The organism is Ramlibacter sp. WS9, assembly GCF_003797765.1.
Taxonomy (GTDB): domain Bacteria; phylum Pseudomonadota; class Gammaproteobacteria; order Burkholderiales; family Burkholderiaceae_C; genus Ramlibacter.
Genome location: NZ_RKMB01000026.1, coordinates 60,794 through 80,576 on the forward strand (window position 1 = coordinate 60,794; position 19,783 = coordinate 80,576).

Genomic DNA, 19,783 nt, shown 5'->3' on the forward strand with positions numbered 1-19,783 from the left:
AATCGCCGTCATACGCGCCAAATCGAACGTATTGGAGATCTACATGAACCTAGAAACCGTCGGAAATATCCGCCTGAAAAAATTCGATCAGCTTGATGATGCGCAGTTGGCGGCGTCCAAGGCCGCCGCGAATGTAGCGGGCTTTTCCTTTCCAGTGACGATCTTTCGTCAAGGGACGCGCACCGCACTGTCTGGCGCACTGCCGATGAGCTTTATCCGAAGCCGCCTCGAGCGCAAATCCGCGCCGAAGAAGGGCGGGATCATGGATGCCATCAACGCTTCAAACCGCCCTCTGGACGCGGCTCATGCAAAGGGAATTGGGGAATACCTGACCGAAAACATGGCCGGCAAGTACATCCTTCCTCCTCTTGCGCTGAACTTGCAGCAACCGGCGGACGTATACACGCTCGACATTCAATCGACGGTGGCGCCTGGCTACCTTGTACTGCCTATGACCGCTGCGCTGTCCATCACTGATGGCCAACATCGTGTCGCTGGCGTGCAGGCTGCCATTGACAAGATGGTCTTCGACGAACAGGCTCGTTTTGATCAAGACGCCATGGCCGTGATGATTACCTGCGAATCAGACCTCTCGCAAATACATCAGGACTTCGCAGATGCGGCGAAGACGAAGCCGCTTCCGGCCTCACAGCTCGCAGTGTATGACCGACGGAATGTCGCCAACGGCCTTGTCCTCGACCTTGTTAAGGCCTGTCCTGTCTTCGACGGGAAGATCGACGCGACGTCCAGCACGCTCTCAAAGCGATCATCGTATTTGTTCCTGGCGAATCAGGTTCGCGTGCTTGCAAAGACCCTCATTACCGGCAGCTGGAAAGACACCGAAGAGGTTTTCGAGACAAAGGCCGGGAAACTGCTCGGCACGAAAGGGTCACCCGAATACATAAACTGGCTGGGGCAATTCAGCGGTTTCATTAATCAGGTGGTCGGCAACAACAACGTGTTGGCCGAAATTGCTGCGCTAAAACCTGACGCACTTGCGGTCAATAGCCGCATCCCGGCTCTTCGCGATGAAGGCTGGATCTGCATGACAACGACTGGACTACAAATTATTGGCTGTTTGGGTCACGACGCGTTGCAGGATCCAAAAATTGACGCGGAAGAGATAGCGCAAAAGATTGGCGCCCTCGACTGGAGCCGGACCAATCCGCTCTGGAAGGACGCGTTGATTGGCGCCGACGGCAAGATTCTCACGCAGTCGCCCTCTGTTCAAGAAGCGCTGCGACGTGCACGTCAAGCAGTCGGGCTCACCACCCCAACTAGTGCGCCGATAACGGCGGAAGAACTGTAAAAACCCTGGCTGTTCGGCAAATGCACCTAGTCCGAAAGGCGGCTGACGTTGGCGCGTAAAGGCCGCTGGCCCTAGTTACGGTGCAGAAAGGAGAACCCCGATGACGAAACCTGTCTCAAACGGAAATTATCATCGATTGTCGGCTAGCACCCGGCAGGCCGAATACGCACCGCGCCAAGAGTGTCCAGGGCGCGCGCGAAACTGGCCACTGCTCAGGTTATGAATTGGAACGGGGGCTGCGAGCGGCCCCTGTTGAGACAACAAGTGATGAATAACAAGCATGAAATACAGGCTGATAGATCTCTTTTGCGGTGCCGGTGGCATGACGCTGGGGTTCGTCGACCCTCGGTTTGGAGGGTCATTCGAGTGCGTCTTTGGAATCGATTCGGACTGGGCGGCTATCAAGACGCACGAACGCAATTTCCGTTCTCCCGCACTTGCAGCAGACATCGAGGCATGGCTGGACCAGTCACCCCAAATTCCACACGTTGACGTAGTTATCGGCGGGCCACCATGCCAGGGATTCAGTCTTTTGAACAAGAATCGCCTTGACGACTCGCGGCGAGAACTCTGGGAACCATTCCTGCGCGTTGTTGCCGCCAGCGGAGCGCGCATATTTGTCATGGAAAACGTCGCCGAATTGAAGTCGTCTCCCGAGCTCAAGGCACTCGTCAGCCGCGCGTCGGAAATGGGGTTCGAAACCGCGTGTGAGGTTCTCAATGCAGCGGACTATGGCGCTCCACAACATCGGAAAAGAGCGATTCTGGTCGGATGGAAGTCGGCAACCATTCCGTCACCTCCCTTTCCTCCGCCGCCAAGCCATTCCGATCCGGCATTGGCCGGTGGGACGCCCTGGCGCACCGTAAGAGATGCCATTTCAGATTTGCCCCCGCCAGAAGGCGTGGAGATTCGACATAGCCCGCCGCCAATGAATTTGCACTTCGGTCGATCCCCAACCGACAAAAGCGTGCAACGGTATAAAAGTGTCCCACCGGGCGGGAATCGATTTGATCTTCAGAAGAACGCTCGAGCTTTGACCCCTGATTGCTGGATCAGGAAAACGTCAGGCGGCACCGATTTGTTCGGTCGCCTGTGGTGGGACCGGCCATCTGTAACCATCCGAACGGAATTCTTCAAACCAGAAAAAGGCCGTTATCTGCATCCAGTCCAACATCGACCGATCACTCACCGCGAGGCCGCCCGCCTTATGGGATTTCCAGACGAGTTTGAATTCGTCGGTACAAAGATCGATATCGCAAAGCAAATGGGGAACGCTGTCCCACCCCAGCTTGCAGGCGCTTTGGCGAAGATGGTCGAGGAAATGCTCGCCGTCTAAACAACCTCAAACGTCGATATTCGCCGCCCTCAACGCATTAGTCTCAATGAACTCCCTGCGCGGTTCCACCTCATCCCCCATCAGCATCGTGAACACGCGGTCCGCCTCGATCGCATCGTCGATCTGAACGCGTAGCAGGCGGCGCACGGTCGGGTCCATCGTCGTTTCCCACAGCTGCTGCGGGTTCATCTCGCCCAGGCCCTTGTAGCGCTGTCTGGCGGTGGCGGATTCGGCTTGCGTGATCAGCCAGCGCATGGCCTGGCGGAAGTCGCTGACTTTCTCTTCCTTCTGGCGCTCGCCTTCGCCGCGGACGACTCTGGCGCCTTCATGCAGCAGGCCGCGGAAGGTGTTGGCGGCTTCGGCCAGGGCGGCGTAGTCGGCGCCGTGCACGAAGTCCTGCGTGATCACGCTGCTCTTGATGTTGCCGTGGTGCCGGCGGCTGATGCGCAAGATGGGCTTGTCGGTGCGCACGTCGAATTCGCCCGCCACTTCGGCCGGTGCCGCGTTGCTGGCTTTGTCCAGCTCTTGCAGTTTCGTTTGCAGTGCGATGGCCGACTGTTCGGCGTCGGGCACGGTGTCCAGGTTCAGGCTCACGCCGTCGGCAATGGCGCGCAGCGCTTCGGCGTCCATGAAACCGGTCAGGCGCTTGATGACGGATTCGGCGATCTGGTGCTTGCGCGCCAGCTCGGCCAACGTCTCACCGTTGAGGGTGGTGCCGTTCTCACCGCCGGTGTGCACTGCCGCGCTGTTCAAGGCGATGCGCAGCAGGAAGGTGTCGAGGTCGCCCTGGCCTTGGAGGTACAGTTCCTCCTTGCCGGCCTTCACCTTGTACAGCGGCGGCTGCGCGATGTAGATGTGGCCGCGCTCCACCAGCTCGGGCATCTGGCGGTAGAAGAACGTCAGCAGCAGCGTGCGGATGTGCGCGCCGTCCACGTCAGCGTCGGTCATGATGATGATGCGGTGGTAGCGCAGCTTGGCAACGTTGAAGTCGTCGGCGCCGGTGCTGGTCTGGCCGTTGGCCATCATGTTGCCGCCGGCCTTGCCGATGCCGGTGCCCAGCGCGGTGATGAGCGTCAAGATTTCGTTGCTGGTCAGCAGCTTCTCGTAGCGCGCCTTCTCCACGTTCAGGATCTTGCCGCGCAGCGGCAGGATGGCCTGGAACTTCCGGTCGCGGCCCTGCTTGGCGCTGCCGCCGGCGGAGTCGCCCTCGACGATGTAGATCTCGCACATCGCAGGGTCTTTCTCCTGGCAGTCGGCCAGCTTGCCGGGCAGGCCCATGCCGTCCAGCACGCCCTTGCGGCGCGTCATTTCGCGGGCCTTGCGCGCCGCTTCACGGGCACGCGCGGCTTCGATGATCTTGCCGACGATGATCTTGGCGTCGTTCGGCCTCTCCTGCAGGTAGTCGCCCAGCATGCGGGCGATCACGTCTTCCACCGGGCCGCGCACTTCGCTCGACACCAGCTTGTCCTTGGTCTGGCTCGAGAACTTGGGCTCGGGCACCTTCACGCTCAGCACGCAGGTCAGGCCTTCGCGCATGTCGTCGCCCGTCACTTCGACCTTGGCCTTCTTGGCCAGCTCGGTGTCGTCGATGTACTTGTTGATGACGCGCGTCATGGCGGCGCGCAGGCCCGTCAAGTGAGTGCCGCCGTCACGCTGGGGAATGTTGTTGGTGAAGCAGAGCACCTGCTCGTTGTAGCCGCTGTTCCACTGCATCGCCACCTCGACACCGATGTTGGTGTTCTGGTCGCTCATGCGGTCGCCCATGGCGACGAACGCGTTGGGATGCAACACGCTCTTGCCCTTGTTGATGTAGTCGACGAAGCCCTTCACGCCGCCGGCGCCCGAAAAGTCGTCGCTCTTGCCGGTGCGCTCGTCCAACAAGCGGATGCGCACGCCGTTGTTCAGGAAGGAGAGTTCGCGCAGGCGCTTGGAGAGGATCTCGTAGTGGAAATCGTTGTTCTCTTTGAAGATGTCCGTGTCGGGCAGGAAGTGCACTTCGGTGCCGCGCTTGTCGGTGTCGCCCATGATCTGCATGGGAGAAACTTCAACACCGTCGACCTTCTCGACGATGCGGTTCTGCACGAAGCCGCGCGAGAACTCCAGCACGTGCACCTTGCCTTCGCGCCGCACCGTCAGGCGCAGCATCTTGCTGAGTGCGTTGACGCAGCTCACGCCCACGCCGTGCAGGCCGCCCGAAACCTTGTAGCTGTTCTGGTTGAACTTGCCGCCGGCGTGCAGTTCCGTGAGCGCGATCTCCGAAGCCGAGCGCTTGGGCTCGTGCTTGTCGTCCATCTTCACGCCGGTGGGAATGCCGCGGCCGTTGTCGACGACGGAGACGGAGTTGTCTGAGTGGATGGTGACGACGATGTCGTCGCAGTGGCCGGCCAGCGCTTCGTCGATGGAGTTGTCGACCACCTCGAACACCAGGTGGTGCAGTCCGGTGCCGTCGGACGTGTCGCCGATGTACATGCCCGGGCGCTTGCGCACCGCTTCCAGGCCTTCCAGGATCTGGATCGAGCCTTCGCCATAGGCAGCGCTGGCGCCGGCCTGGTGGGCGTCGATCTGGGGCTGGAAGTTGGAGCTTTCTTCGCCGGCCGGGCCCGTGTTGACGGAGCCGTTCTGCTTGTTTTCTTCAGACATGGATAACTTTTCTCAATCTCTTGAAGGACCAAACCCGCCACAAACGGCGGGTTCTGGCTCTGTAGGGTGGGCACTTGTGCCCACCGCCAGCACTCAAATTCTCATCGGCATCACAACGTACTTGAACGTCGAATTCTCAGGAATCGTGAACAGCGCCGAGCTGTTGCTGTCGGCCAATTCCAGCTTCACCATCTCCTGGTCCATGTTGGTCAACGCGTCGATCAGGTACGTGACGTTGAAACCGATCTCGATCGAATCGCCGCCGTAGTCGATGTCGAGCTCGTCGACGGCTTCTTCCTGTTCGGCGTTGTTGCTCGCCACACGCAGCGTGCCCGGCTCGATGTTCAGGCGCACGCCCTTGAACTTCTCGCTGGTCAAGATCGCGGTGCGCTGCAGGCTGGCCAGCAGCGGCGCGCGGCCCAGCGTGACGGTGTTCTTGTGGTTCTTGGGGATGACGCGGTTGTAGTCGGGGAACTTGCCTTCGACCAGCTTGGTGACGAACTCCATGCCGTCGAAGCTGAACTTGGCCTGGTTGCTCGCGAACTGCATCTCGATCGCGCCTTCCTTGTCGGACAGGAGGCGCTGCATTTCCAGCACGGTCTTGCGCGGCAAGATCACTTCCTGCCGCGGCACTTCGACGTCGAGCGTGGCGTTGGCAAAGGCCAGGCGGTGGCCGTCGGTGGCGACCAGGCTCAACTGCTTGCCTTCGGCGACGAACAGGATGCCGTTCAGGTAGTAGCGGATGTCATGCACCGCCATCGCGAAAGACACCTGGTTCAACAGGTCCTTCAGCGTCTTTTGCGGCACGCTGAACACGGGGCCGAAGCTCGCTGCTTCCTGTACCAGCGGGAAGTCTTCGGCCGGCAGCGTCTGCAGCGTGAACTTGCTCTTGCCGCCCTTCAGGATCAACTTGTTGGCGTTGGATTCGAGGCTCACCGTCTGGTCGCTCGGCATGGTGCGCAGGATGTCGATCAGCTTGCGTGCGCCGACGGTGGTGGTGAAGTTGCCCACGTCGCCGCCCAGGTCCGCCGTGGTGCGGATCTGGATTTCCAGGTCGCTGGTGGTCAACTGCACCGAGCCGGCGGTCTTGCGAATCAGCACGTTGGCCAGGATAGGCAGCGTGTGCCTGCGCTCCACGATGCCGGCGACCGACTGCAAAACGGCCAGCACTTTGTCTTGAGTTGCCTTCAGGACGATCATGTCTTCCTCTTCTTAATTTCTTTAATTCAAATTAGTAGTAGCTAGATAAGGGAGCGGTACTTCTGTGGACAACCGCTATTTTCCCCTTTTTCATCAAGCACTTGGCCGATTTAAAACCCTGCGGCGCCGATTGCGTTTCGTGTACCCGGCGCTGGGATAACTTGGGCCTTTTGGCCGGGCGTGTGGATAACCGCTGAGTTGTGCCGGAACGCTCCACAGAGTTGTTAGGCGAGCCACCGTTACCCCTTCAACGTCTGTTCCAGCACGTGCAGCTGCTGGTTCAACTCGGTCATCTGCTGGCGCTCGCCGCCGATCTTGCGGACGGCGTGCAGCACGGTGGTGTGGTCCCGGCCGCCGAACAGCTCGCCGATCTCGGGCAGGCTCTTCTGGGTCAGTTCCTTGGCCAGGTACATCGCGATCTGGCGCGGGCGGGCGATCGAGGCCGGGCGCTTCTTGCTGTACATGTCGGCGACCTTGATCTTGTAGTAGTCGGCCACCGTCTTCTGGATGTTCTCCACGCTGATCTGCCGGTTCTGGATCGACAGCAGGTCGCGCAGGGCCTCGCGGGCCAGCTGGATGGAGATTTCCTTCTGGTTGAAGCGGGAATAGGCCAGGATCTTGCGCAGGGCGCCTTCGAGCTCCCGCACGTTGGAGCGGACGTTCTTGGCCACGAAGAAGGCCACTTCCTCGGGCATTTCGGCGCTTTCGGCCTTGGCCTTGTTGATCAAAATGGCCACGCGCATTTCGAGCTCGGGCGGCTCGATGGCGACCGTCAGGCCGGAATCGAAGCGCGAAACCAGGCGCTCGTGGATGTCCGCCAGGCCCTTGGGGTAGGTGTCCGACGTCATCACGATGTGGGATTTCTTGGCCAGCAGTGCCTCGAAGGCGTTGAAAAACTCCTCCTGCGTCCGGTCCTTGTTCGCGAAGAACTGGACGTCGTCGATGAGGAGCAGGTCCAGCGAGTGGTACTTCTCCTTGAATTCGTCGAAAGTCTTGCGCTGGTAGGCCTTAACCACATCCGACACGAACTGTTCGGCGTGGATGTAGAGAACTTTGCTGCCGGGCTTGTCGGCGAGCAGGCGATTTCCGACCGCGTGGACAAGATGGGTTTTCCCCAGGCCGACGCCGCCATAGATGAAGAGCGGGTTGTAAAGATGCCCCGGAATGGTCGAGACATGCATGGCCGCGGCGCGCGCCATCCGGTTGGCCGTGCCCTCGACCAGCGTGTCGAAAGTCAGGGCGGTGTTGATCCGGTTCTTGAAGGCAACGGCGGCGCTGTCGTCGCTGATGTCGGCCGGCTCCGGCGCCGCGCCCATCTCTTGCGTGCTGGGCGTGGAGTAGCTCCTGGCCGTTGCTTCCCGGGGAGCAAGCGCTAACTCAAGCTGCACGGGCTGGCCATAGAGCTTCTCGAGCAGGCTGGAGATTCGGCTGGAATACTGGGCCCGTACCCAGTCGAGCTTGAACCGGTTGGCCACGAAGATCGTGACCTTGGAAAAGTCGTCGGAAACCTGGGCAACAAGGGGCTTGATCCAGGTGTTGAACTGCTGCTCGGGGAGCTCCTGCGCAAGCTGGTCGATGCAGGCTTGCCACAGGCTGTCGCCCGCGCCAAGGCCGGCATTGGCCGCCAGGCCGTTGTGATGTCCCTCGCTCATTATGGGCTGATGCCTCTGTGGATATATTTCATTCAGGAAGGGCGCGATTCTAGATTATCAAAGCCTTATCCACATAGACGATTTCGCCATGAACGGGGGTGGTTGATAGCCTTGACTTTCTTCGCGGCCGGGGCCCCAAGCACATCCAATTTCTAGGCTTTCGAACGTATCTCGTTGCCGGCATTGGGGTTTTCCGCGATAATCGCGGGTTCCCCTCGAGTTCAATCCCCGGATAAAGAGCAATCATGAAACGCACCTATCAACCTTCCAAAGTGCGCCGCGCACGCACCCACGGCTTCCTGGTCCGCATGAAGACCCGTGGCGGCCGCGCCGTCATCAACGCACGCCGCGCCAAGGGCCGCAAGCGCCTGGCTGTCTGAGCCGGCTGTTTGCTGGCCGGCTCTCGCGGCGCTCACTGCGGCGCACTTGAAGTGCAGCGGCTGAAAACACGGGCACAGTTCCAGGCCGTCATGGCGGGCACCACTGTCTCCCGTACCGCACACTTCGCGTTGCACCGCGTGCCGCTCGATGCACAGCCGCCTGCGTCCGAGCCCACAGGGCCTGAGTCTTCGACCCAGGCCCTGTTTGTCGTCCAAGATTCCTGGATCGGCGCGCTCGTGCCCAAGCGCTGGGCCAAGCGCGCGGTGACCCGCAACGCCATCAAGCGCCAGATCTACACCGTGAGCCAAGGCCTGGCGCCGCCCCTGCCGCAAGCCGCCCATGTGGTGCGGCTGCGCACAACGTTCGACCGCAAGCAGTTCGTCAGCGCCACCTCCGAAGCGCTCAAGCAGGCCGTGCGCGGTGAGCTGCACGAGCTGTTCGCAAAAGTCGGTTCCGAGCCAGGTCGAAGGGCCGCGCCGTGATCCGCGCCGCGCTCATCGCCCTGGTCAAGGGCTATCGCCTGTTCCTGTCGCCCTGGCTGGGCTCCAGCTGCCGCTTCACGCCCACCTGCTCGGCGTATTCGCTCGAGGCACTGCAAAAACACGGCGCCCTGGCCGGCAGCTACCTCACAATCTCGCGTCTGGCGCGCTGCCATCCCTGGTGCGATGGCGGCCACGACCCCATACCGCTTGAAAAGCCGCGGCTCTTCTCCCACCTGCTCACACCTCTTTCCAAGAAGAAGTCTTCATGAACGACATTCGCCGCACCATCCTGTGGGTGATCTTTGGTTTCTCGATGGTCCTGCTATGGGATCAGTGGCAGGTCTACAACGGCCACAAGGCCACGTTCTTCCCCAGCGCCACGCCCACCACCACGGCCAAGGGCCCAGCGGCCGCGTCGTCCGGTGTGCCTTCGAGCACCGTGCCGACGCCGTCCACGGCGACGGGCGCCGCTTCGCAGACACCGGGCGCGGTACCCGCGGCCACGAGCGCGCCCGCGCCGGCCGCCGAAAAAATCACCGTCACTACCGACCTGATGCGCCTGACCTTCTCCACCGAAGGCGGCTCCCTGGTGCGCGCGGAGTTGCTGAAGTACGCGGGCGACAGCGCGGCCGACAAGGTCACGACCACCTTCGTGCTGCTGGACCAAAGCGCGGGCGGGACGTATGTCGCGCAGTCGGGGCTGATCGGTGGCGACTTCCCGAACCACACGACGCCGATGACCTTCACCGGTGACCGCGCGCTCGAGGAAGGCAGCGACAAGCTGGTCGCACGCTTCGAATCCGCCCCGCAAGGTGGCGTGAAGCTGGTGAAGACCTACACCGTCATGCGCGGCGCGTACGACGTGGCCGTGAAGCACGAGGTGATCAACCAGGGCACCGCCCCGGTGGCGCCGCAGGTCTACGTGCAGCTGGTGCGCGGCGCCACCTCGTCGGGCGGCTCGTTCATCACCAACCCCACGGGCACCTTCACCGGGCCGGCCGTCTATACCGAAGCGAAGAAGTACCAGAAGGTCGAATTCACGGACATCGACAAGAACAAGACCGAGTTCCAGAAAGAATCGACCGTCGGCTGGGTGGCCATGGTGCAGCACTACTTCACCAGCGCCTGGATCCTGCCGGACGGCGTGAAGCGCGAGAACTTCGTGCGCAAGCTCGACAACACCCTGTACTCGGTCGGCATGATCACGACGCTGCCACCGGTGGCAGCGGGTGCCACCCAGGCCGTCGAAGCCAAGCTGTTCACCGGCCCGCAAGAAGAAAAGATGCTGGAGCGCACCGCGCCCGGCCTCGACCTGGTCAAGGACTACGGCATCTTCACCATCCTGGCCAAGCCGCTGTACTGGCTGCTGGACAAGCTGCACGGCTTCATCGGCAACTGGGGTTGGTCCATCATGGCGCTGGTGCTGGTGATCAAGCTCGCCTTCTACTGGCTGCAGGCCAAGGGCTACGAGAGCATGGCCAAGATGAAGGCCATCAACCCGAAGATCATGGCCATGCGCGAGCGGCTCAAGGACAACCCGCAGCAGATGCAGCAGGAAATGATGAAGATGTACCGCGAGGAGAAGGTCAACCCGATGGGCGGGTGCTTCCCCATCATGATCCAGATTCCGGTGTTCATCGCGCTGTACTGGGTGCTGCTGTCGAGCGTGGAAATGCGCAATGCGCCCTGGATCGGCTGGATCCGCGACCTGTCGACGCCCGACCCGTACTTCATCCTGCCGATCGTGATGACGCTCACCACATTGCTGCAGACCGCGCTGAACCCGCAGCCGCCGGACCCGCTGCAGGCCAAGATGATGTGGTTCATGCCGCTGGCGTTCAGCGTGATGTTCTTCTTCTTCCCGGCCGGCCTGGTGCTGTACTGGATCACGAACAACGTGCTGTCGATCGCGCAGCAGTGGCTGATCAACACCCGCATGGGCGTTCCGCCGCAGTTCAATTTGCCGAAGTTCAGTTAAGGTACGCTTCGCGGAGGAGTAAACAAGGGCCGCGATGCGGCCCTTGTCCTAGTGGTTGGACAATACGCCATGCTCCCGCGCCACGACCAGCCCATCGCCGCCATCGCGACCGCACCCGGCCGCGGCGCCGTCGGGATCGTGCGGGTCTCCGGCGAATCGGTGGCGCCGATCATCGCCGCGCTGTGCAAGCGCGCGTTGAAACCCCGCGAGGCCACCTACCTGCCCTTCCTCGCCGCCGACGGCACCGCCATCGACCAGGGCCTGGCGATCCACTTTCCCGCACCGAATTCCTACACCGGCGAAGACGTGCTGGAGCTGCAAGCTCACGGCGGTCCGGTCGTGCTGCAGCTGCTGCTGGCGCGCTGCCTCGAAGCCGGCACAGCGATGCAACTGCGCGTGGCCGAGCCCGGCGAGTTCACGGAGCGAGCGTTCCTCAACGACAAGATCGACCTGGCGCAGGCCGAGGCCATCGCCGACCTGATCGACGCCAGCACGGAGGCCGCGGCGCGCAGCGCGGGCCGCTCGCTCTCCGGCGAGTTCTCGCGCGAGATCCATGCATTGCGCGATGCGCTCATTCACCTGCGCATGCTGGTCGAGGCGACGCTCGACTTCCCCGAAGAGGAGATCGACTTCCTTCAAAAGGCCGACGCGCAGGGCCAGCTGGAGCGGCTGCAGCAGACGTTGGCGCGCGTGATGCAGCGCGCGCGGCAAGGCGCGCTGCTGCGCGAAGGCATCAAGGTGGTCATCGCGGGCCAGCCCAACGCGGGCAAGAGCTCGCTGCTCAATGCGCTGGCCGGCGCCGAGCTGGCGATCGTCACGCCGATTCCCGGCACCACGCGCGACGTGGTGAGCCAGACGATCCAGATCGAAGGCGTGCCGCTGCACGTGATCGACACCGCCGGCCTGCGCGAGAGCGAAGACCATGTGGAGATGATCGGCATCGCGCGCGCCTGGGGCCAGATCGAGAGCGCCGATGCCGTGCTGTTTCTGCATGACCTGACGCGCGCGCCGCAGGCGGACTACGCGGCGGCGGATGCGGCCATTGCGCAAACGCTTGCAGAGAAATTGCCGAAGACGGTGCCGGTGATCGAGGTGTGGAACAAGGTTGATCTCGCTACCTCCCCCGCTGGGGGAGGGTTGGGGTGGGGGCACGGCATTCACCTCTCCGCCAAAACCGGCACCGGCCTCGACGCCCTGCGCGCGAAGCTGCTCGAAGTAGCCGGCTGGCAGGCCGCTCCAGAAGGTGTCTACATCGCTCGCGAACGCCACGTGCAGGCGCTGCGCCGCGTCGACGAGCACCTCGTGCAAGCGGCCGTGCATCTGGCAGCACAAGCGCAAGCGCTCGACCTGCTCGCCGAGGAGCTGCGCCTCGCGCAGAACGCGCTGAACGAGATCACGGGCGAATTCACGTCCGACGACTTGCTCGGCGTGATCTTCTCGAGCTTCTGCATAGGGAAATAGCCAGCGCCAGCTCAACCGTTACATGGTTTACCGCTGCGGTATCAGGTGTAAGTTCGAGTTAAAGCCCCTTGTGGGCTTCAAATGGCCCCGGTACTGTCGGGTTACATGAACGCCCCGCTGCGCACGCCGATCAAGTTCGACATCCAGGGACTCGTCCAGGCCGTCACGCACAACCATTCGATCGACAGCTTCAGCCCCACCCTCACGCCCCTGCAGTGGGAACTGCTGGGCAGCTACATGCAGCCTTTCGCGGTGGCGCAGGGCCAGGTGCTGATCGAGCAGCACGCGCAGGACCGCACGCTGTACCTGATCGAGACGGGCGGGCTCACCGTCCACTATGAAGACGACAAAGGCCGGGTGCGGCTCGCCATCGTCGGGCCCGGCTCGGCGGTGGGTGAAGGCGCGTTTTTCACCCGCCTGCCGCGCAATGCCACGGTCCAGGCCGCGAGCCCGAGCAAAATCTGGTGCTTGACGCCGATCCGCTTCAGCGAGCTCAGCAACAGGCATCCCACCGTTGCGCTGGAACTCGCGATGGCGCTCGGCTCGCTGGTGTCGCGCCGGCTCGTCAACAAACCCAAGCGTGTTGCAGTCACCTGACTCGATGCCCGGTTACCGCCGCGAACGGCAAAAAGTCGGCCCTGCGGCAGCGCAGCAGATTTACACTACCCAACCCGGTAACGAAAGTCTGCGTTGCCACCTCGCCAACGCCTAGGCAGAAAGCCCGCTATGTCTTTTCTCAGCTGGTTACTCCCCTCGCAGAAGCCAGCCAAGGCTTTGGCCGAAAGTTCGGGCCTGTCGCGCATGGAGCCGACACGCCCTGCGAATCGCGCATCCTCCAAAGATCCCGCCAACGGCCAACCCGCCAACCGCAAGGGCGAGCGCATGGCCCGGCGCGAGCTGCTTTACACGGTGGTGCGCGACGCCATGATGCGCGCCGGTGTGCTGTCGGCCAGCTACAAGTTCAAGGTGCTGTCTCTTGACGGCCGTGGCCGTCAGTTCCTGGTGATGATCGACCTGGCACGCAACGCCAAGGCTGACGCGCATCGGCTTGCCGAAATCGAGGCGCTGATCGCCCAGGCGGCGAAGTCCCGCCACGACATCCTGGTTACGGCGGTGTACTGGCGTACGAACGAACACGTGGCCGTGGGGGATCCGTCCCAGCGGGCGCGTGAAGCCAGCGTCGAGTCGCGGCCCATGCCGCTCGACTCCCAGCCCGCGGCGCTCGAACCGCGCCCGCCCACGCCAAGGCATTCGCAGCCCGCGCCCCTGGCAGCGGTGCCCCCGACCCGTTCGCGTTTCGAGCCGATCCAGGCCGACGAAGTCGCGGCATTCAAGCAGGCCCTGGCCGCCGGCGCCGCCAACCCGGCCGCGACGGCTGCCGCCGCGGTGGGTGTGGTCGCAGCGGGTGCGGCAGCGCACGGTGCGACCGCGAAGACCTTTGACGGGTCGAGCAAGCATGGACCGCAAAGCTACACGCTTCTCACCGGCTTCGAAGACACCGAGATGCCCGATGCGGACATGCGCACCCCCACCTTGAGCGGCACGCAATACGGCGAGCTGAACTGAGCCTCGCCAGCGCGATTCTTCGCGCTTACACTTCTCCGCAAGGGCCGAGACGGGTCCGCTGAGGAGCAAGAATGAACGTTGAGCAACTGGTGGCGGCGATCGGCGCGCTGGACGCGACCGACGCGCTTCAGTGCAAGCTGACGCCGGGCGAATGGAAGTTGCTGGCGCCGTATCTCTCCATGCGCTTCCTCAAAGCCGGCGACCCGTTGATGGTCGAAGGCGACACCGAACGCGAGCTCTTCATCCTGGCCGAAGGCGAACTCGACGTGACGATCATGGGCAGCCACATCGCCATGATCCATCCGGGCAACGTGGTGGGCGAAGGAACGTTCTTTTCAGGTTCGCCCCGCAGCGCCACCGTCACCCCAACGCAACCGGGCGTGGCGTGGGGCCTCAACTGGGAAAAATTCGACGCCATGACCGACAAGCACCCCCGGCTGGCGGTGCACCTGGTCAAGGGCTTGGCCTCGGTGCTCGCGGTGCGCATGCGCGAAGCGTTGCTGGTCGGCCAGTTCACCTGACAACTACCGCCCTTGCAGCAGCTTTTCCTCGGCCACCGCCAGTGCCTCCGGCCGCCCTGACAGCACCAGCGTGTCGCCGTCCTGCAGCGGCGGGTCGGCCGCCAGGTCCACGGGCTTGCCGCTGGCCCGGCGCAGGCTCACCACTTTCACCTCAAGCGCCAGCTGGCTGAGCGCGCGGCCGAGCGAGCGGGCGCCCAACGGCAGCGTGACGGTGGCCAGCCGCTCCTGTTCCAGGTCGTCGACGGTGTTGTCGTCAGCGCCGTGGAAGTAGCCGCGCAGCAGGCTGTAGCGCGCGTCGCGCTGGTCCTGCACGATGCGGATCACGCGGCGCATCGGCACGCCCACCAGCGCCAGCGCATGGCTGGCCAGCATCAGCGAGCCTTCCAGCGACTCGGGCACCACCTCGGTGGCGCCGGCCGCCTGCAGCTTCTCGAGGTCGCGGTCGTCCTGCGTCCGGATGATCACGGGCACCTGCGGCGCGTGGATGCGCGCCGACGCCAGCACCTTGGTGGCGCCGGGCACGTCCAGGTAGGTGACGACGAGGGCGCTGGCGCGCGCCAGGCCGGCTGCCACCAGGGCCTGCAGCCGCGACGCGTCGCCGAACACCACCGAATCGCCCGCCGCGGCGGCCTGCCGCACCCGGTCCGGGTCGAGGTCGAGGGCGATGTAGGGAATGCCTTCGCGCTCCAGGATGCGCGCCAGGTTCTGGCCGCAGCGGCCGTAGCCGCAGATGATCACGTGCTTGCTGGTGTTGATCGACTTGCGCGCGATGTTCGTCATCTGCAGCGACTGCAGCAGCCATTCGCTGGACACCAGCTTCATCACGATCCGGTTGCTGTACATGATGATGAAAGGCGTGGCCAGCATCGACAGCACCATGCTCGCCAGGATCGGATTGAGCAGGGCCGGCGGCACCAGCTTGTTGGCTTGCGCCAGCGTCAGCAGCACGAAGCCGAACTCGCCGGCCTGCGCGAGGTACAGGCCGGTGCGCAGCGAAACGCCCGCCGAGGCGCCGTACATGCGCGCGAGCACGGTGACCAGCGCCAGCTTGAACAGCACCGGCAGTGTCATCAGCACCAGCACCAGCCCCTTGTGTTCGGCCACCAGCCGCCAGTCGAGCCGCATGCCGATGGTGATGAAGAACAGGCCCAGCAGCACGTCGTGGAAGGGCCGGATGTCGGTCTCCACCTGGTGCTTGTATTCCGTTTCCGAGATCAGCATGCCCGCGATGAAGGCGCCCAGCGCCAGCGAGAGGCCCGCCATCTCCGTCATCCAGGCCAGGCCCAGCGTGACCAGCAGCAGGTTCAAGACGAACAGCTCTTCGCTCTTGCGCCGGGCCACCAGCGTGAGCCACCAGCGCATCACCCGCTGCCCGCCCCACAGCAGGACGGTGATGAGCACGACGGCCTTCACGGCCGCAAGCAACAGCGAGCCGATGAGAAGCTCGGGCGGGCTGCCCAGGGCGGGGATCAGCACCAGCAGCGGCACCACGGCCAAATCCTGGAACAAGAGCACGCCCATCACGCGCTTGCCGTGCTCGGACTCCAGCTCCAGCCGCTCGGCCATCAGCTTGACCACGATGGCCGTGCTGCTCATCGCAAGCGCGCCCGAGAGCGCCAGCGAGGTCTGCCATCCCATCTTCCACATGCCGGGCGCCAGTGCGGCCAGAAAGAGCGAGCCCGCCATCACCGCGCCGATCGTCAGCAGCACCTGGAACAGGCCCAACCCGAACACATGGGTGCGCATCGCCCGCAGCTTCGAAAGGTTGAATTCCAGGCCGATGACGAACATCAGGAACACCACCCCGAACTCGCCCAGGTGATGCACGGCCTCGGAATCGTCGCCCAGCGCCAGCGCGTTGGGCCCGATCACCACGCCCACCACCAGGTACCCCAGCATCGGCGGCAGCTTGAGCGACCGGCAGGTCACCACGCCCAGTACCGCGGCGAGCAGGTAAAGGAGCGTGAGTTCGAGCGAGGTCATGCAGCGATGCTACCAAGCGGCCATGGCATGGCTCTATAGAATCAACCCATGGTGGCACGGCAAGATCAGGAAAAGGTGTTCGATGCGGCGCAGGCGCTGCGCCTGGCGCAGCAAACCTTCGACATCGAGGCGGCGGCGGTTCTCGGGCTGAAGGCACGCACGGGCGAGGCTTTCACGCGCGCGGTCGAAGCGATGCTGGGCGTGCGCGGCCGCGTGGTGGTGATGGGCATGGGCAAGAGCGGCCACATCGGCCGCAAGATCGCCGCCACGCTCGCGTCCACCGGCACGCCCGCGATGTTCGTGCACCCGGCCGAGGCCAGCCACGGCGACCTGGGCATGATCAAGCCGATCGACCTGGTGCTGGCGGTCTCCAACAGCGGCGAAGTCGACGAGGTGACGACGCTGCTGCCAGTCATCAAGCGCATGGGCGCCAAGCTGGTCGCGATGACGGGCAACCCCCATTCAACGCTGGCCCGCCACGCCGACATCGTGCTGGACAGCGGCGTCGAGAAAGAAGCCTGCCCGCTGCAGCTGGCGCCCACGGCCAGCACCACGGCGCAGCTTGCGCTGGGCGATGCGCTGGCGGTGGCGCTGCTCGACGCCCGCGGCTTCGAGAGCGAGGACTTCGCCCGTTCGCACCCCGGCGGCGCGCTGGGCCGCAAGCTGCTGACGCACCTGAGCGACGTGATGCGCTCGGGCGAAGCCGTACCGCGGGTCGGCCCCGATGCCTCGTTCTCGGAACTGATGCGCGAGATGAGTGCCAAGGGCCTGGGCGCTTCGGCCATCGCCGACGCCGAAGGCCGCGTGCTGGGCATCTTCACCGACGGCGACCTGCGCCGCCTGATCGAAAAAGGCCTGGACCTTCGCGGCCTCACCGCGCGCGAAGTGATGCACGCAGGCCCGCGCACCATCCGCAACGACGCGCTGGCCGTCGAGGCGGTTGAGCTGATGGAGCAGCACCGCATCACCAGCGTGCTGATCGTCGACGCGGACGGCAAGCTGTGCGGCGCCGTCAACACCAATGACCTGATGCGGGCCAAAGTCATTTGAATATGGCCCCCACGCTTGTCACTTCGTGTACTGCGCTGCCCCCCCAGGGGGCTGTCCCGCCTAGGGGCGGCCCGTCGGCGTGACGGCTGCCCTGACATTTCCCCCCGAACTGCTGCTGGCGGCGCAAGGGATTCGCGTGGCGTTCTTCGACGTCGACGGCGTGCTGACCGACGGCGGGCTCTACCTCTCGGACCAGGGCGAGACGATCAAGCGCTTCAACATCCTCGACGGCCTGGGCCTGAAGCTGCTGCAGCGCGCCGGCATCACGCCCGCCGTGATCACCGGGCGCGACTCCAAGCCGCTGCGCGGACGGCTGGAAGCACTGGGCATCGCCCACGTGCACTACGGTACCGAAGACAAGCGCCCCGCCGCGGAGAAAACTTTGAATGAGCTGGGCCTGGACTGGTCGCAGGCTGCGGCCATCGGCGACGACTGGCCCGACCTCGCGGTGCTGCGGCGTTGCGCGTTCGCGGGCGCGCCGGCCAATGCGCATACCGAGGTGAAAGCCGTGGCCCGCTACGTCACGCGAGCGGCAGGCGGCCATGGCGCGGCGCGCGAATTCTGCGACCTGCTGGTGGTGGCCTCGGGCCGATACGCGCAGTTGCTGGAGAGCTACCAGTGAGCACGATCGCGCGCCCACAAGCCGCCCAGGTGGCCTGGAAGCTGGTGCGCGCCGGCTGGGAGCGTGTCGCCATCTACCTGCCGATCATCCTCATGGGCCTGATGGCCATGGGCACCTACTGGCTGGCGCGCAACACGCCGACGCTGGGCACGCCGGAAACGCAGCAACCGGCCAAGCACGAACCCGACTATTTCATGCGCCGGTTCTCGGTGAAGACTTTCGATGGGGCCGGGCACATCAAGAGCGAGGTGTACGGCACCGAGGCGCGCCACTACCCGGATACCGACACGCTCGAGATCGACCAGCCGCGCATCCGCTCCTTCAACGGCCGTGGCGAGCTCACCGTCGCGACGGCCCGCAAGGCGCTCTCCAACGGCGACGGCTCCGAGGTGCAATTGTTCGGCGACGCCGTCGTGACGCGCGAAGCCACCAACGCGCAGGGCCACGAGCGTCCGCGGCTGGAGTTCAAAGGCGAATTCCTGCACGTCTTCGCCAATACCGAGCGCGTCAAGTCGCACAAGCCGGTGGAGCTGACGCGCGGCAACGACCGCTTCACCGCCGACACCATGGACTACGACAACATCGACCAGGTCATGGAGCTGCGCGGGCGCGTGCATGGCGTGCTGCAGCCGGGCCAGAAATGAGCGCGGCCCCGATGGACAAACTCGTCTTCATCACCGGCGCATCGAGCGGCATCGGCCAGGCCCTGGCCTGGCGCTACCACCAGGCCGGATGGCGCCTCGCGCTCGCCGCGCGCCGCACCGCTGAGATCGAAAACTGGGCCCGCGAAAAAGGTCTGCCGGCGGATCGCTATGCCGTTTACGGCGCCGACGTGGCCGACACCGGCAGCATCGTCGCGGCCGGCCGAGCCTGCATCGAACGCCAGGGCGTCCCCGACGCCGTGATCGCCAACGCCGGCATCAGCATCGGCGTCGACACGGCGGTGCGCGAAGACATCGACGTGATCGGGCGCACGTTCGCCACCAACAACGTGGGTCTCGCGGCGACGTTCCACCCGTTCGTCGCGGCGATGGCGCAACGCGGCTCCGGCGCGCTGGTCGGCATTGGGAGCGTCGCCGCCATTCGAGGGTTGCCCGGGCACGGCGCGTATTGCGCCAGCAAGGCGGCGGTGGTCGCGTATTGCGAGAGCCTGCGCGGCGAACTGCGGCCCAGCGGCGTGAAGGTCGTGACCATCTGCCCCGGCTACATCGCGACACCGTTGACGGCGCAGAACCGGTATTCGATGCCGTTCCTGATGCAACCCGAAGACTTCGCCGACCGCGCTTTTCGCGTCATCGAGGCGGGCGACAGCTACCGCGTCATCCCGTGGCAGATGGGCGTGGTCGCCAAGCTGTTGCGCGTCTTGCCCAACTGGCTGTACGACAAGGCCCTCGCCGGCCGTCCGCGCAAGCACCGGCAGACGCAGTAAGGGCGTCATGCCGGACTCCGATCCGGCATCCATGGTGCGAAGCGCCGCACAGCGACCGTGTGCGGAGCCATGGACGCCGGGTGGCCGATGCAGCGAATGTCCCCCGTCGGCCTCCGGCCTCCCTCCTCCTTTATTTCGCCGCATCGGCCACCCGGCATCCATGGGAGACCGAG

General features: G+C 64.1%; 18 protein-coding genes. 14 read left to right on the top strand and 4 right to left on the bottom strand.

Annotation, left to right across the window (positions count from 1 at the left end):
- Window positions 1-43 precede the first annotated feature (43 nt).
- The gene (locus EEB15_RS27080) at window positions 44-1,309 is read left to right on the top strand and encodes a DNA sulfur modification protein DndB (protein ID WP_158290249.1); all 1,266 of its coding nucleotides are present in this window, start codon (window positions 44-46) and stop codon (window positions 1,307-1,309) included.
- Window positions 1,310-1,589: 280 nt separating this feature from the next.
- Window positions 1,590-2,645: a DNA cytosine methyltransferase gene (locus EEB15_RS27085; protein ID WP_141513081.1), complete on the top strand. Its 1,056-nt coding sequence runs from the start codon at window positions 1,590-1,592 to the stop codon at window positions 2,643-2,645.
- A gap of 6 nt (window positions 2,646-2,651) precedes the next feature.
- On the opposite strand, the gene gyrB is transcribed toward EEB15_RS27085, so the two are convergent.
- The 3 genes from gyrB to dnaA form a co-directional block, all read right to left on the bottom strand.
- Window positions 2,652-5,285, bottom strand: coding sequence for a DNA topoisomerase (ATP-hydrolyzing) subunit B (gene gyrB, locus EEB15_RS27090; RefSeq protein ID WP_141513082.1), 2,634 nt, complete (start codon window positions 5,283-5,285; stop codon window positions 2,652-2,654).
- Window positions 5,286-5,378: 93 nt separating this feature from the next.
- Entirely contained in the window at window positions 5,379-6,485 is a 1,107-nt protein-coding gene (gene dnaN / locus EEB15_RS27095) for a DNA polymerase III subunit beta (protein WP_141513083.1), read from the bottom strand.
- Between the two features lie 239 nt (window positions 6,486-6,724).
- Window positions 6,725-8,137, bottom strand: coding sequence for a chromosomal replication initiator protein DnaA (gene dnaA, locus EEB15_RS27100; RefSeq protein ID WP_141513084.1), 1,413 nt, complete (start codon window positions 8,135-8,137; stop codon window positions 6,725-6,727).
- A gap of 245 nt (window positions 8,138-8,382) precedes the next feature.
- Here dnaA and rpmH point away from each other — a divergent pair, with 245 nt between their 5' ends.
- From rpmH to EEB15_RS27140, 8 genes are all read left to right on the top strand, one after another.
- Entirely contained in the window at window positions 8,383-8,517 is a 135-nt protein-coding gene (gene rpmH, locus EEB15_RS27105) for a 50S ribosomal protein L34 (protein WP_027101598.1), read from the top strand.
- Between the two features lie 51 nt (window positions 8,518-8,568).
- Window positions 8,569-9,000, top strand: coding sequence for a ribonuclease P protein component (locus EEB15_RS27110; protein WP_141513085.1), 432 nt, complete (start codon window positions 8,569-8,571; stop codon window positions 8,998-9,000).
- Window positions 8,997-9,269: a membrane protein insertion efficiency factor YidD gene (gene yidD / locus EEB15_RS27115; protein ID WP_141513086.1), complete on the top strand. Its 273-nt coding sequence runs from the start codon at window positions 8,997-8,999 to the stop codon at window positions 9,267-9,269. Before EEB15_RS27110 ends, yidD begins: the two co-directional genes overlap by 4 nt.
- Window positions 9,266-10,978, top strand: a complete 1,713-nt coding sequence (yidC, locus tag EEB15_RS27120; protein WP_141513087.1) for a membrane protein insertase YidC — start codon at window positions 9,266-9,268, stop codon at window positions 10,976-10,978. The genes yidD and yidC overlap by 4 nt, the downstream gene beginning before the upstream one ends.
- 69 nt (window positions 10,979-11,047) lie before the next feature.
- The gene (gene mnmE, locus EEB15_RS27125) at window positions 11,048-12,439 is read left to right on the top strand and encodes a tRNA uridine-5-carboxymethylaminomethyl(34) synthesis GTPase MnmE (protein WP_141513088.1); all 1,392 of its coding nucleotides are present in this window, start codon (window positions 11,048-11,050) and stop codon (window positions 12,437-12,439) included.
- An 81-nt stretch (window positions 12,440-12,520) separates the two neighbouring features.
- Entirely contained in the window at window positions 12,521-13,036 is a 516-nt protein-coding gene (locus EEB15_RS27130) for a Crp/Fnr family transcriptional regulator (RefSeq protein ID WP_233259638.1), read from the top strand.
- Window positions 13,037-13,165: 129 nt separating this feature from the next.
- Window positions 13,166-14,005 (top strand): hypothetical protein, encoded by an 840-nt coding sequence (locus EEB15_RS27135; RefSeq protein WP_141513089.1) that lies wholly within the window; start codon window positions 13,166-13,168, stop codon window positions 14,003-14,005.
- A gap of 71 nt (window positions 14,006-14,076) precedes the next feature.
- Window positions 14,077-14,526 (top strand): Crp/Fnr family transcriptional regulator, encoded by a 450-nt coding sequence (locus tag EEB15_RS27140; protein WP_141513090.1) that lies wholly within the window; start codon window positions 14,077-14,079, stop codon window positions 14,524-14,526.
- Window positions 14,527-14,529: 3 nt separating this feature from the next.
- Here the strand turns inward: EEB15_RS27140 and EEB15_RS27145 are convergent, their stop codons facing one another.
- Window positions 14,530-16,509 carry a cation:proton antiporter gene (locus EEB15_RS27145; protein ID WP_141513091.1) on the bottom strand — a complete coding sequence of 660 codons (1,980 nt, stop codon included), beginning with the start codon at window positions 16,507-16,509 and terminating at the stop codon, window positions 14,530-14,532.
- Between the two features lie 48 nt (window positions 16,510-16,557).
- On the opposite strand from EEB15_RS27145, the gene EEB15_RS27150 reads away from it, so the two are divergent.
- The 4 genes from EEB15_RS27150 to EEB15_RS27170 all read left to right on the top strand — a co-directional run bounded on the left by EEB15_RS27150 (window position 16,558) and on the right by EEB15_RS27170 (window position 19,610).
- Window positions 16,558-17,559 (top strand): SIS domain-containing protein, encoded by a 1,002-nt coding sequence (locus EEB15_RS27150; RefSeq protein WP_141513092.1) that lies wholly within the window; start codon window positions 16,558-16,560, stop codon window positions 17,557-17,559.
- A gap of 79 nt (window positions 17,560-17,638) precedes the next feature.
- The gene (locus tag EEB15_RS27160) at window positions 17,639-18,181 is read left to right on the top strand and encodes an HAD family hydrolase (RefSeq protein ID WP_141513093.1); all 543 of its coding nucleotides are present in this window, start codon (window positions 17,639-17,641) and stop codon (window positions 18,179-18,181) included.
- The gene (gene lptC / locus EEB15_RS27165; RefSeq protein WP_255466386.1) at window positions 18,178-18,825 is read left to right on the top strand and encodes an LPS export ABC transporter periplasmic protein LptC; all 648 of its coding nucleotides are present in this window, start codon (window positions 18,178-18,180) and stop codon (window positions 18,823-18,825) included. The genes EEB15_RS27160 and lptC overlap by 4 nt, the downstream gene beginning before the upstream one ends.
- Before the next feature lie 11 nt (window positions 18,826-18,836).
- Complete coding sequence (locus tag EEB15_RS27170; protein WP_233259639.1) at window positions 18,837-19,610, top strand: SDR family oxidoreductase; 774 nt, start codon at window positions 18,837-18,839, stop codon at window positions 19,608-19,610.
- Window positions 19,611-19,783: the final 173 nt, after the last annotated feature.

Coding starts and splice junctions, on each gene's coding strand:
- EEB15_RS27080 (WP_158290249.1), top strand. CDS start 44: ATGAACCTAGAAACCGTCGGAAATATCCGCCTGAAAAAATTCGATCAG.
- EEB15_RS27085 (WP_141513081.1), top strand. CDS start 1,590: ATGAAATACAGGCTGATAGATCTCTTTTGCGGTGCCGGTGGCATGACG.
- gyrB (WP_141513082.1), bottom strand. CDS start 5,285: ATGTCTGAAGAAAACAAGCAGAACGGCTCCGTCAACACGGGCCCGGCC.
- dnaN (WP_141513083.1), bottom strand. CDS start 6,485: ATGATCGTCCTGAAGGCAACTCAAGACAAAGTGCTGGCCGTTTTGCAG.
- dnaA (WP_141513084.1), bottom strand. CDS start 8,137: ATGAGCGAGGGACATCACAACGGCCTGGCGGCCAATGCCGGCCTTGGC.
- rpmH (WP_027101598.1), top strand. CDS start 8,383: ATGAAACGCACCTATCAACCTTCCAAAGTGCGCCGCGCACGCACCCAC.
- yidC (WP_141513087.1), top strand. CDS start 9,266: ATGAACGACATTCGCCGCACCATCCTGTGGGTGATCTTTGGTTTCTCG.
- mnmE (WP_141513088.1), top strand. CDS start 11,048: ATGCTCCCGCGCCACGACCAGCCCATCGCCGCCATCGCGACCGCACCC.
- EEB15_RS27130 (WP_233259638.1), top strand. CDS start 12,521: ATGGCCCCGGTACTGTCGGGTTACATGAACGCCCCGCTGCGCACGCCG.
- EEB15_RS27135 (WP_141513089.1), top strand. CDS start 13,166: ATGTCTTTTCTCAGCTGGTTACTCCCCTCGCAGAAGCCAGCCAAGGCT.
- EEB15_RS27140 (WP_141513090.1), top strand. CDS start 14,077: ATGAACGTTGAGCAACTGGTGGCGGCGATCGGCGCGCTGGACGCGACC.
- EEB15_RS27145 (WP_141513091.1), bottom strand. CDS start 16,509: ATGACCTCGCTCGAACTCACGCTCCTTTACCTGCTCGCCGCGGTACTG.
- EEB15_RS27150 (WP_141513092.1), top strand. CDS start 16,558: ATGGTGGCACGGCAAGATCAGGAAAAGGTGTTCGATGCGGCGCAGGCG.
- EEB15_RS27170 (WP_233259639.1), top strand. CDS start 18,837: ATGGACAAACTCGTCTTCATCACCGGCGCATCGAGCGGCATCGGCCAG.